The organism is Brevibacterium sanguinis, from assembly GCF_039528855.1.
GTDB lineage: Bacteria > Actinomycetota > Actinomycetes > Actinomycetales > Brevibacteriaceae > Brevibacterium > Brevibacterium sanguinis.
Window position 1 is genome coordinate 207,884 of the sequence record NZ_BAAAMB010000006.1, and the last position, 11,130, is coordinate 219,013.

The following is an 11,130-nucleotide window of genomic DNA, read 5'->3' on the forward strand; positions in this document are numbered from 1 at the left end:
TTCGTGCTGGGTGACGCAGGCGGTCACAGGTCGAAGAACGTCGAGAGCGGCACGGGTTGGGCGACGGGTCTCTTCATCGTCTGGGCGAGGGAGGCGTGTACGGACGAGGACTCGGACGCCGCCGCGGGAGCGCCTGTGGCGAGGCACGTGACGGCGAACCCACATTCGCGTCCCTGGCACCAGCCCATGCCCGCGCGGGTCATGTTCTTCTGCGCTCGGGCGTCGTCGGCCTCGAGGGTGGCACGCGCCTCGGCGATGGTCGCGGCCGGCACCTCCTCGCATCGGCACACGATCGTCTCCGGGGTGAGCCGCTCCGTCCAGCCCGGCGGCACGGGGTGGGCGCGGTGCATCGCCTCGGCGAACGCGCGGTGCCGGGCGATCGTCAGCCTCGCCGCGGTCAGGTCGACGGCCCGCGGGTGTTCGGCGGTCCGCGAGTGATCGGCGGTGCGGTCGGCAGCGGGCGTCCCGGTGACGTCAGCGGCGGCCTGGGCACCGGCGAGGCGCCCCTCGGCCACGGCGAGCACGGCACCGCCGACCCCGGTGACCTCGCCGGCGAGGTAGAGCCCGGGCACCGATGACAGCTGGGTCTCGTCGACGACGGCGATCAGCGAGCCGTCGACGTCGACGCGGGTGCGCGCCCCGAGCGCGACCGGCAGCTCGAGCTGGGGAGTGAACCCCCAGCCCAGACCGACGGCGTCGATGTTCTCAAGCGTCGCCTCGGTGCCGGGGATGACCGCGCCGAGGCGGTCGATCCGGGCCGTGGCCACCGCCTCGACCCGGTCGTCGCCGAGGATCTCGGTGATGACCGTGCGCGTCCGGTACGGGATGCGGTGGCGGAGGAATGTCCACGCGTACTCGGCGCCTTCGAGCGCTTTGGCGGGGACCCCGGCCGCCCGGTGGGCGTGGGGCAGCCAGCTGGTCAGGGACGAGGACTCGAGGACCGCGGCGACGCTGCCGCCGAGGTCGGTGACGTTGGCGGCGACGGGCAGGAGGAACGGCCCGGTGCCGGCGATGACGAAGCGCGAACCGGGCACCATCCCGTTCTGCTTCGCGAACCCCTGGATGCCGCCGGCGGCCATGACCCCGGGCAGATCCCACCCGGGGATCGGCAGCTGCCGGTCGTAGCCGCCGGTGGCGATGATGAGGCGGCGGGCGCGGACGACCGGGGAGGGGGTCCCGCTGGGCCCGGCGGCTGGGGCGGTTCCGTGGCTCGGTGCCGTGTGGACGGTGAATCCGGAACGGTCGGAGCCGTCTGCGCTGACCGGATCGGGCGGTGCTTCGACCATCCACACCGAGGTGGCCGGCCGATAGTCGATGATCCCGGCGGCGATGCCCGCATCGAAGCCGGCGCGCAGGGCGAGGTAGTCGTCCCACCCGTGGTGGAGGCGACCATCGTCGGTGACCGCGGTTTCCGTGCGGTGACGCCAGAACTGGCCGCCGGGCTGGTCGGCGGAATCGATGACGACGATGCGCGGGGCTGCGTCGGTCCGGGACGCTGACCTCCCCGCCGAGGCGGGTGTCGAGTCCGCACCGGCACCGCGCGGGGCCGAACCATCACCACGCTGACCCGCTCCCGCACTGCGCCTTGTCGAGACGAAGCGCGGTTCCGCGGAGAACTCGTGCAGTGCGGCCTCGGCGGCGGCAAGGCCGGCCGGCCCGGCACCGATGATGACGAGGTCGACGGTCGGCACACTCACGGGCGCTCGCCTCCGGCAGCCGACCCATCGGTCTCACCGGACCCGGACCCACCGGTCTCCCCGGACCGCGACCCACCGGTCTCACCCGCGCCCGACCCATCGCGCTCACGCTCGGCCTCACCTGCACCGCGGTGGCTGCGGACGTCCATCCCGTCGGCGAGGGTGACCAGGCACGCGCGCTGCCCGGTCTGCCCGTCGATCTCGACGAGGCAGTCGAAGCACACTCCGATCCCGCAGAACAGTCCGCGCTGCCGACCGGTGCGGGTCGTCCGCCAGCTCGTGCGACCGGAGGCGAGGAGCGCGGCGGCGACACTCGCTCCGGCCGGGGCGGTGAGCGGCGCGTCATCGAAGCGCGCGGTGACGGTCTCGCTCATGCTGATCCCTCCTGGGAGGCTGGGGTGAGATGGACAGGGTCGCCCTCGCGAGCTGAGGCCGGCGCAGGCGCAGTCGCGGGCCCTGCCGTGAAGCGCTCCGGGGCGAACGGCGTGAGGTCGAGGTCCGCCTCGGCGCCGGTCATCGCCTGGGCGAGCAGCTTGCCCGTGCCCACCGACAACCCGATGCCCGCGCCTTCGTGTCCGCACGCGTGCCAGAGGCCCGGTGCCCGGGGATCGGGGCCGATGACGGGCAGATGGTCGGGGCTGTACGGGCGGAATCCGTGGTAGTGGCGCAGGATGCGGGTGGTTGCGAGGAACGGGTAGAGCGCGGCGGCATTGCGGGCGATGAGGCCGAGCGCATCCGTGCTCACGGTCGCATCGAAGCCGACGCGCTCCCGGCTCGAGCCGATGAGGATCGTGCCGGCCGGGGTGCCCTCGACGACGGGGCTCGCCTGGAGGCTGTCGCTCGAGGAGCCGACGTTGTCGATGTACTCGGCGGCGTAGACCTTGTGGCCGATCATCGGCGGCAGCGGTTCGGTGACCATGACGAAGCCGCGGCGCGGCATCACGGGCACGTCGACGTGGGCGAGGGCGGCCACCTCCGGCGCCCAGGTGCCGGCGGCGTTGACGATGTGGGCGGCGGCGAAGTCCCCGGCCGGGGTGCGGACTCCGGTGACCCGGTCGCCGGTGCGGACCACCTCGGTGACGGGGGCACCGGTGACGACGGCGGCCCCGCGGTCGACGGCGAGGGCGAGGAGATGTGCGGCGGCGAGCATCGGCTGGACCTGGGAGTCCTCGGGATAGTACGCGGCCCCGAGTGCGGCCGGGGTGATGTGGGGTTCGCGCTCGCGCAGCTGGTCGGGGTCGAGGGCGATCGCGTTGATGCCGAAGGACCGCTGGGCACCGGTGACCCGGTTGAGGGAGGCGACACTCGAGTCCCGGGAGGCGACGATGATCCCGCCCTTGGCTTCGAACTCCCAGCGGGCGGCGAATTCGGCGAGCTCGCCCGTCCACAGTCCCAGCGAGTACTGGGTGAGGGCGAGTTCGGGGCCGAGTTCCTTGTCGGAGACGAGGAGGTTGCCCTCGCAGCGCGACGACGTTCCCGAGGCGGGCAGGTCGCGGTCGATGACGGTGACGCTCAGGCCCGCGGTGGCCGCGAAGTAGGCGACCGCGCAGCCGACGATGCCGGCGCCGATGACGATGACATCGGAGGTCCGCACCGAGGCGGTCCGCACCGAGGCGGTCCGCACCGAGGTGGTTCGTGACTGAGCGCTGCCTGCCTCCGTCGTCGAGGTGGTTCCCGGCGAGGCACTGGTCGTCGCCCCGATCATGTGCCCTCACCCGTCATGTCGCCCCGGACCTTACCGGCCGCAGAACCACCAGCAGCAGACGACGACCCACCGGCCGCCCCGGACCCACCGGCCCCCGCCGAATCGTGCGCCCCGGCCGCCTCGGTGCTCCCGGTCGCCCAGATCGAGCGGGCGTGGCCGATGTGGGCGCGCAGGAGCGCCTCGGCGCCGGCCCCGTCCCGGTCGCGGAGCAGTCGGATGAGCTCATGGTGCTCCTGGGCGGAGTCGACGAGCTTGCCCTCCTTGGCAAGACCGGCGATGCCGTAGAGGCGGGTGCGCTGACGCAGCGAGGTCGCGAGCTCCGTGAGCTGCGGATTGTCGGCGAAGGCGAGCACCTGGGCGTGGAACTCCCGGTCGTTGGCGAGGTAGGCGGTGAGGTCCTCCTCGGCGGCACCGCGGGTGCACGCATCGGCGATGCGCATGAGCTCGGGGAAGGCCTCCTCGGTGATGTTCGCGGCCACCGCGTGCATGACCGGGGGCTCGACGAGGAGGCGGATCTGGGCGAGGTCGTCGAGGTCCTTCTCCGTCATCGTCGTGACGCGGAATCCCTTGTTCTTCACGGTCTCGACAAGACCCTCGCGGGAGAGGTCCATCATCGCCTCACGGACCGGGGTCGCCGAGACCCCGAGCTGCTCGCCGAGGACCGGTGCGGAGACAAGCTGCCCTTCGGCGAGCTCACCGGTGATGATCGCCGTCCGCAGGCTGTTGAGCACGGACTGGCGCAGGTTCTGGGGACGGTCGAGGCGGGGGAGGGAGGCCATGGGGGATTCCTTTCGTGGGCTGCCTATGAGGATACTCATAGCAGGAACCCCGCCGGGAAGGGATCGCTCGGATCAAGAAAGTACTGTGCTGTGCCCGTCACCCACGCCCGCCCCTGGACGGTGGGCACGACGGCGGGCCGACCCGCGACGGTCGTCTCGGCGACGAGCCGGCCGACGAACCGGGACCCGATGTAGGACTCGTTGACGAAGTCCGTCTCCAGCGACAGCTCGCCGCGGGCGTGGAGCTGAGCCATCCGCGCGCTGGTTCCCGTCCCGCACGGGGACCGGTCGAACCAGCCGGGATGGATCGCCATCGCATGCCGGGACCGTGCGGCCGTCGACCCGGGGGCCTTGAGGTAGACATGGTGGCAGCCGACGATGTCGGGCCGCTCCGGATGGACGGGTTCGTCGGTGGCATTGATCGCGTCCATGATCGCCAGACCCGCGCCGAGGAGGTCGTCCTTGTTGCTCCGATCCTCCCTGAACTCGAGGCCGAGGTCGGCGACGTCGACGATCGCATAGAAGTTGCCTCCGAACGCGAGATCGTAGGTCACGGTTCCGAGTCCGTCGACGTCCACCTCGGCGCCGAGGCGGTCGACGAACGCGGGGACGTTCGTGATCGTCACGGAATCGGCATGACCGTCGCTGACTGCCACCTCGGCGATGACGAGCCCGGCGGGGGTGTCGAGGCGCACGGTGGTCACGGGTTCCTGGACCTGAACCATGCCGGTCTCGACGAGGACGGTGGCGACGCCGATCGTGCCGTGGCCGCACATCGGCAGGCACCCGGAGACCTCGATGAAGAGGACGCCCCAGTCCGCGTCGGGGAGGGTGGGCGGTTGGAGGATCGCCCCGGACATCGACGCGTGCCCGCGGGGTTCGGTCATGAGCAGGGTGCGGACGTGATCGGAGTTCTCGATGAACCATGTCCGGCGCTCGGCCATCGTCGCCCCGGGCAGCTCGCCGACCCCGCCGGTGATGACGCGGGTGGGCATCCCCTCGGTGTGGGAGTCGACGGCGTGATAGACGCGTGACGTGCGCATGGTGTCCTCCTCATTGAGTGACCGGGGCGACCTGGGTCGTCCCGGTCAGAATACTGCCGGGCTCAGACGGCGGCGACGGCGGGCCGCGTCTCGCTCGCATACCCCTTGTCCGCGGCGGCCTCGGTGTCGGCGACGATGCGGTCGACGAGCGGCTGGGACAGGGGCAGGCGCGGGGGCCGGCAGATGCCGCCGCGCAGGCCGAGGACGTCCATCGAGAGCTTGATCGCCTGGACGAATTCGGTCTTCGAGTCCCAGCGCAGCAGGGAGTGGAGGTCGCGGTAGATCTCCTGGGCCCGGACGAGGTCGGCGGTGTCGCCGGAGGTGCAGAGCTCGAAGAGCTCGATGCAGGCGCGGGGGATCGCGTTCGGGTAGCCCGACACCCAGCCGACGGCACCGGCGAGCCCGACCTCGAGGACGGTGTCGTCGGTGCCGATGAGGATGTCCATCGTCGGCGCGAGCTCGGTGATCTCGTAGATCCGGCGCGGGTCGCCGGAGAACTCCTTGACCCCGACCATGTTCCCGGCCGCATGGATCTCGGCGATGAGTTCGGGGACGAGGTCGACCTTCGTGTCGATGGGGTTGTTGTAGCCGACGACGGGCAGACCGACGGAGGCGACGGTCGCGTAGTGGTCCTTGACGGTCTCCCAATCGGCTCGGTAGGTGTTCGGGGGCAGCTGCATCACCGAGGTGGCTCCCGCGTTCGCCGCCTGCTCCGCCCAGTGCGCGGACTGCAGTGCCCCGTAGGCGCCGGTGCCGGCCATGACGTTGAACCCGGCGGGCGCGGCCTCGACGGCGGTGGTGATGACCTGGGCGCGTTCGACGTCCGAGAGCGTCTGGTACTCACCGAGCGAGCCGTTGGGGGCCACGCCGTCGCAGCCGTTGGCGGCGAGCCAAGCGACGTGATCGGCGAAGGCGTCGTAGTCGACGGCGTAGTCCTCGGTGAAGGGCAGGGCGGTGGCGACGATGACTCCGTGCCAGGGCTTCTTCTCCGACATGGGCTTCCCTTTCGTTCGGCCCGGATTCCTCCGGGGCTACATCACTGCTGTGTGACATGTTACTGTGCAATGGTACACAAAAGAGGTCCATGTCACAAAGGAGTCGACAAATGGACGAGCTGCTTGAGCTCATCGGCACCATCAACACAGGAATCTGGAACCCCATGGCCTATATGGCCCTCGGTCTCGGACTGCTCTACACGCTCTGGACCGGCGCCGTGCAGATCCGCCGGCTTCCCGACCTCGTGGCGATCCTCAAGGAGAGTTCGGGCGGGGAGGATGGGGGCATCTCGAGCTTCCAGGCGCTCGCGCTCACCCTCTCGAGCCGCGTCGGCGTCGGCAACATCGCCGGCGTCGCCACGGCGATCGCCGTCGCCGGCCCCGGTGCCCTGTTCTGGATGATCGTCATGGGCATCCTCGGCGGGGCGACGGCGTTCGCGGAGTCGACGCTCGCGCAGGTGTTCAAGCGCAAGGTCGACGGCGAGTACCGCGGCGGCATCCCCTATTACATCGAGAAGGGGCTGGGCCAGAAGTGGCTGGCCGTCATCGCCGCGGTCGCGACGATGATCCTCTATGCGGTGCTCGCGCCCGGGGTGCAGACGTTCAACATCGCCAACAGCGCCAATGTCGCGTTCGGGGCGCCGGAGTGGGTGACCGGGCTCATCGTCGCCGTCCTCTTCGGCATCATCGTCATCGGCGGGACGAAGCGGATCACCGCGGTCGCGGACAAGGCGGTGCCGTTCATGGCCGCCGGCTACATCCTGCTCGCGATCGTCGTCATCTGCGTCAACCTCGATCAGGTCCCGGCCGTCCTCGCGCTCGTCTTCTCCTCGGCGTTCGGGGTCAACGAGGTCTTCGGCGGGATCATCGGCGCGGCGATCGCATGGGGTGTGCGCCGGGCCGTGTTCTCCAACGTCGCCGGCGTCGGTGAGGGCACCTACGCCTCGGCGGCGGCGTCCGTGTCCCACCCGGCGAAGCAGGGGATCGTCCAGGCGTTCTCGATCTACGTCGACACGGTGCTCGTGTGCACGGCGACGGGGGTGATGATCCTCATGACCGACAGCTACAACGTCATCACCGAGGCGGGTCGCACGCTCGTCGAGCACCTTCCCGGTCTCGAGCCGGGCACCGAGAACACGCAGATCGCCCTCGACTCGGTCTTCCCCGGGTTCGGTCCGGTCTTCGTCGCGCTCGCGCTCTTCCTCTTCGCGTTCACGACGCTCATCGCGTTCAACTACATCGCCACCTCGGCGGCGGCCTATCTCTTCGACGGGAAGCGCCTGGGTGTCGTCAAGCGCCTCATCCAGGGCGTCATGATCGTCATCGCCTTCGTCTCCGCGGTCGCCCCGGCCGATCTCATCTGGGGCATCGGCGACATCGGGTACGGCTCGCTGGGCTGGATCAACATGATCTGCCTCGTCTTCCTCGCCCCGCTCGTGGCGAAGGTGCTGCGCGACTACACGGCGCAGAAGAAGATGGGCCTCGACCCCGTCTTCGATCCGACGAAGCTCGGGATCCGCGGGGCGACCGCCTGGACCGGCGACAACCCGCCGGCCGCCGTGCTCGTCGCGCGCCGGCACAACGCGGTGCTGGCCGGTGAGGAGGCGGACACGACTCAGCGGTGAGGAGCCGGGCACGCCCCGACCGTCGATCAAGTGGGAGCGCGGATAGCCGCGCGAGCACGGCCCGCTATCCGCACTTCCGCTTGATCGAGCCGTGCGGACCGCCTCTCCGCGGTCGTCTCCTGCAACGAGCAAGGCACCCCGTCAAGCACCCCTGACAATGCGGCTGATGTCCCCGCTGCCCCACCCGTTCACCGGGTGAGGAGACAGCTCCCGAACCCCGACTAGCATGGGGAACATGGGCAAACAGATCGTCATCATCGGTGCCGGCCTCGCCGGAACCACCGCTGCCAGGGAGCTGAGCCAGCGCGGCCAGCCCGTCACCCTCATCGATCCGGAGGCCGGGGACACGTACGAGCGTCCGCCCCTGTCCAAGCACCTCTTCGACGATTCCCGCTACCACCTTCCCTATCATCTCGAGGACAGTGAGCTCATCACGTTCGTCCGCGACCGGGCTGTCTCGATCACCCTCGCCGAGGCGGCGCCCGAGTCCCAGCCGGAAGCCCTCTTCCAGCCCGGTTCCGAGCGCCTCGCCGGCACCGTCCACCTCGGGTCGGGGGAGACGCTCGACTTCACGCACTGCATTCTCGCGACGGGGATGGAGGCCAACCGGCCGGAGATCCCCGGGTACCCGGATGCGCTGCCGGTCTACAACCTCGGCGAGGCGGAGTGGATCCGTGATTTCGTCGCCGAGGCGACCGCCCCTCTCAACGTCGGAGTCCTCGGTTCGGGGTACCTCGGGATGGAGGTCGCGACCGCCGCGGTCGCCGCCGGGCATGAGGCGACGGTGTACCTGCGCGGGGACGAGCCGCTGCGACGGCAACTCTCGGCGCCGGTGCGACGGGCGCTGTTCGAGAAGCACAAGGCCGCGGGAGTCCGCTTCGTCACCGACCACACGGACAACGCGGACATCCCGGCCGGCGAGCACACGCTCTTCGTCACCAGCGTGGGCGCCCGGCCCGTGCGCATCCCCATCGACGGGGCGCTGCCGACGACGGACGAGCATTCCGCCGACCCGGAGGGCCCGGCCCCGGGTGAGGTGCCGACGTTCGCCTGGGACGTCGATGAGCACCTCGCCACGGCCTACCCGGGAGTATGGGCGGCAGGTGATTGTGCCCACATCACCGGCGGACGGTTCGCGATCGATCATCCGTGGGCGTGCGAACCGGTCGCGGAGAGCCACGGGAAGTACCTGGCCGAGCACATCCTCGGCGAGGACGACGACCTCACGCCGGGCGCCGACGGACCCACTCCCAGCAAGCCTGCACCGTGGTCCGACGTTCCCTGGCACTGGAGCTTCCAGGGTCCGGAGAAGGTCTTCACTGCAGGTCTGACCAGCCCTGATGCGCAGGACACGGTGCAGCGCAGCGATCCGAGCGGGACGAAATTCCAGGTGTTCCACTTCGCCGGGCCGGAGCCGGAGGCTGCGCTCATCGGGGTCGAGACGCTCAACTGGCCGCCCATGCAGGCGGCGGCTCGGCGGGTGCTCGGCGCCGATCGGCCGATGCCGACGAGAGCGCAGCTCGAGGACCCCGAATTCGACTTCAAGGCTCACAGTCGCTTGTGAGTTCCGGCAGGGCTCATCGCGTAGACTTCCTGTGTTCCGTCCCAGTTTCCGACGAGAGAATCTTCACCTACATGGACATGGCCAAGCTTGCTGCCGAGCATGGACTCAGCAGAGTGGGTGGGCGTCCGTCGCTCCCTGCGTACATCAAGCAGCTGTGGAAGCGAAGCGACTTCACGCTCACGCTCGCCCGGTATCGCATACAGAGTGAGAACGAACGCAACCGCCTCGGCATGCTCTGGGTCGTGCTGCGGCCGACGTTCTCGGCGCTCATCTACGGCACGATCTTCGGCGTCCTGCTCAAGGGTGCCGGAGTGCGGCCGGATGATTTCGTGCCGTTCGTCGTGATCGGCGTCTTCATGCTCGAGTTCTTCAACTCGTCGATGAACGGCGGTGCGAAGTCGATCATCTCGAACGCCTCTCTCGTCCAATCCCTGCCGTTCCCGCGAATCGTGCTGCCGATCGCGACGGTCATGCAGAACCTGCTCAACTTCATGCCGACGATGGCGCTCATGGTCATCGTTGCGGTGCTCTACGGGGCGAGGCCGTCGTGGGAGTGGCTCCTCTTCATCCCGCTCATCATCCTCTTCTGGATCTTCTGCCAGGGAGTTGCGTTCATCTTCGCGCGCGTCACCGTCCACTTCAGGGACCTCAGCCAGGTCACCCCGTTCATCTCGCGGATGATCTTCTACACGTCCGGTGTCTTCTTCTCCCTCAATGAGATGATCGACCGACTCGGAAGGCCCGAACTCCAGCCGCTGGCCGACTGGCACCCGCTCAACGAGGTGCTCTCGATCAGCCGCGGCATCCTCATGAACGGCTACGAGATCCCGTATGAGTACTTCGGCTACTTCGCGATCTGGGCGTTCGCGATCTTCGCCTTCGGCTTCGTCTTCTTCTGGCTGGCAGAGGAAAGGTATGGTCGCGATGAGTGAGACAGAGAAGGCCCCCGCCGAGGTGACCGAAACGACCCCGCCCGTCGTCATCGCCGATAACGTCCACGTCCGGTACAAGACGCTCGCCACGGGCAAGCGGCTCAAGCTCGGCGCCGGTGGTGGGCTGCTGCAGAAGACCCGCGGACTGCGCGAGGTGCATGCGCTCAAGGGCGTGAGCTTCGTCGCGCACGCGAATGAGTCGATCGGCGTCATCGGCAGCAACGGCTCCGGCAAGTCGACGCTCATGCGCGCGATCACCGGGCTCACTCCGACCTCGGAGGGCGCGGTCTATGCGAGTGCGCGGCCGAATCTCCTCGGTGTCGGTGCCGCGCTCATCCCGGATCTCTCCGGTGCCCGCAACATCATCCTCGGTGGTCTGGCGCTGGGATTGACCCGGTCGCAGGTCGAGGAGAAGTTCGACGACATCGTCGACTTCACCGGCCTCGGTGACTTCATCGATATGCCCATGCGCACGTACTCCTCAGGGATGTCGCAGAGGCTGAAGTTCGCGATCGCCACGGCCGTTCAGCATGAGATCCTCATCGTCGACGAGGCGCTGGCCGTGGGTGACAAGAAGTTCCAGCAGCGCAGTGAGGGCCGGATCCGTGAGATCCGGGAGAACGCGGGAACGGTGTTCCTCGTGTCGCATTCGATGCGGTCGATCCGCGATACGTGCAACCGCACGATCTGGATCGAGAAGGGCGTCCTGCGCGCCGACGGCCCCACCGACGACGTCGTCAACGAGTACGAGTCGTTCAAGTAGGCACTGCCGCGTCCAGAGCAGAACTCT

At 69.2% G+C, this 11,130-nt stretch carries 10 protein-coding genes; 4 read left to right on the forward strand and 6 right to left on the reverse strand.

All coding sequences use genetic code 11. The annotated features are described in order from the left end of the window. Nucleotides 1–23 precede the first annotated feature (23 nt). The 6 genes from ABD154_RS07740 to ABD154_RS07765 all read right to left on the reverse strand — a co-directional run bounded on the left by ABD154_RS07740 (nt 24) and on the right by ABD154_RS07765 (nt 6,219). Nucleotides 24–1,697 (reverse strand): FAD-dependent oxidoreductase, encoded by a 1,674-nt coding sequence (locus tag ABD154_RS07740; protein ID WP_344250965.1) that lies wholly within the window; start codon nt 1,695–1,697, stop codon nt 24–26. Continuing rightward, nucleotides 1,694–2,071, reverse strand: a complete 378-nt coding sequence (locus ABD154_RS07745; protein WP_344250967.1) for a (2Fe-2S)-binding protein — start codon at nt 2,069–2,071, stop codon at nt 1,694–1,696. The genes ABD154_RS07740 and ABD154_RS07745 overlap by 4 nt, the downstream gene beginning before the upstream one ends. Then, entirely contained in the window at nt 2,068–3,402 is a 1,335-nt protein-coding gene (locus tag ABD154_RS07750) for an NAD(P)/FAD-dependent oxidoreductase (protein WP_344250969.1), read from the reverse strand. The genes ABD154_RS07745 and ABD154_RS07750 overlap by 4 nt, the downstream gene beginning before the upstream one ends. Continuing rightward, the gene (locus tag ABD154_RS07755; RefSeq protein ID WP_344250971.1) at nt 3,399–4,181 is read right to left on the reverse strand and encodes a GntR family transcriptional regulator; all 783 of its coding nucleotides are present in this window, start codon (nt 4,179–4,181) and stop codon (nt 3,399–3,401) included. Before ABD154_RS07755 ends, ABD154_RS07750 begins: the two co-directional genes overlap by 4 nt. 35 nt (nt 4,182–4,216) lie before the next feature. Further along, the gene (locus ABD154_RS07760; RefSeq protein ID WP_344250973.1) at nt 4,217–5,224 is read right to left on the reverse strand and encodes a proline racemase family protein; all 1,008 of its coding nucleotides are present in this window, start codon (nt 5,222–5,224) and stop codon (nt 4,217–4,219) included. 62 nt (nt 5,225–5,286) lie between these two features. Continuing rightward, complete coding sequence (locus tag ABD154_RS07765) at nt 5,287–6,219, reverse strand: dihydrodipicolinate synthase family protein (protein WP_344250975.1); 933 nt, start codon at nt 6,217–6,219, stop codon at nt 5,287–5,289. 110 nt (nt 6,220–6,329) lie between these two features. Here ABD154_RS07765 and ABD154_RS07770 point away from each other — a divergent pair, with 110 nt between their 5' ends. The 4 genes from ABD154_RS07770 (at nt 6,330) to ABD154_RS07785 (ending at nt 11,103) form a co-directional block, all read left to right on the forward strand. Then, complete coding sequence (locus ABD154_RS07770) at nt 6,330–7,844, forward strand: alanine/glycine:cation symporter family protein (protein WP_344250977.1); 1,515 nt, start codon at nt 6,330–6,332, stop codon at nt 7,842–7,844. A 235-nt stretch (nt 7,845–8,079) separates the two neighbouring features. After that, entirely contained in the window at nt 8,080–9,408 is a 1,329-nt protein-coding gene (locus ABD154_RS07775; RefSeq protein ID WP_344250979.1) for an FAD-dependent oxidoreductase, read from the forward strand. 77 nt (nt 9,409–9,485) lie between these two features. Beyond that, complete coding sequence (locus ABD154_RS07780) at nt 9,486–10,340, forward strand: ABC transporter permease (RefSeq protein ID WP_332839542.1); 855 nt, start codon at nt 9,486–9,488, stop codon at nt 10,338–10,340. Continuing rightward, nucleotides 10,333–11,103 (forward strand): ABC transporter ATP-binding protein, encoded by a 771-nt coding sequence (locus ABD154_RS07785; protein WP_344250982.1) that lies wholly within the window; start codon nt 10,333–10,335, stop codon nt 11,101–11,103. Before ABD154_RS07780 ends, ABD154_RS07785 begins: the two co-directional genes overlap by 8 nt. Nucleotides 11,104–11,130: the final 27 nt, after the last annotated feature.

What these genes read in the sequence shown, in the direction of transcription:
- ABD154_RS07750 (WP_344250969.1), bottom strand. Translation starts at nt 3,402, where the DNA reads ATGATCGGGGCGACGACCAGTGCCTCGCCGGGAACCACCTCGACGACG.
- ABD154_RS07745 (WP_344250967.1), bottom strand. Translation starts at nt 2,071, where the DNA reads ATGAGCGAGACCGTCACCGCGCGCTTCGATGACGCGCCGCTCACCGCC.
- ABD154_RS07755 (WP_344250971.1), bottom strand. Translation starts at nt 4,181, where the DNA reads ATGGCCTCCCTCCCCCGCCTCGACCGTCCCCAGAACCTGCGCCAGTCC.
- ABD154_RS07780 (WP_332839542.1), top strand. Translation starts at nt 9,486, where the DNA reads ATGGCCAAGCTTGCTGCCGAGCATGGACTCAGCAGAGTGGGTGGGCGT.
- ABD154_RS07775 (WP_344250979.1), top strand. Translation starts at nt 8,080, where the DNA reads ATGGGCAAACAGATCGTCATCATCGGTGCCGGCCTCGCCGGAACCACC.
- ABD154_RS07760 (WP_344250973.1), bottom strand. Translation starts at nt 5,224, where the DNA reads ATGCGCACGTCACGCGTCTATCACGCCGTCGACTCCCACACCGAGGGG.
- ABD154_RS07770 (WP_344250977.1), top strand. Translation starts at nt 6,330, where the DNA reads ATGGACGAGCTGCTTGAGCTCATCGGCACCATCAACACAGGAATCTGG.
- ABD154_RS07785 (WP_344250982.1), top strand. Translation starts at nt 10,333, where the DNA reads ATGAGTGAGACAGAGAAGGCCCCCGCCGAGGTGACCGAAACGACCCCG.
- ABD154_RS07765 (WP_344250975.1), bottom strand. Translation starts at nt 6,219, where the DNA reads ATGTCGGAGAAGAAGCCCTGGCACGGAGTCATCGTCGCCACCGCCCTG.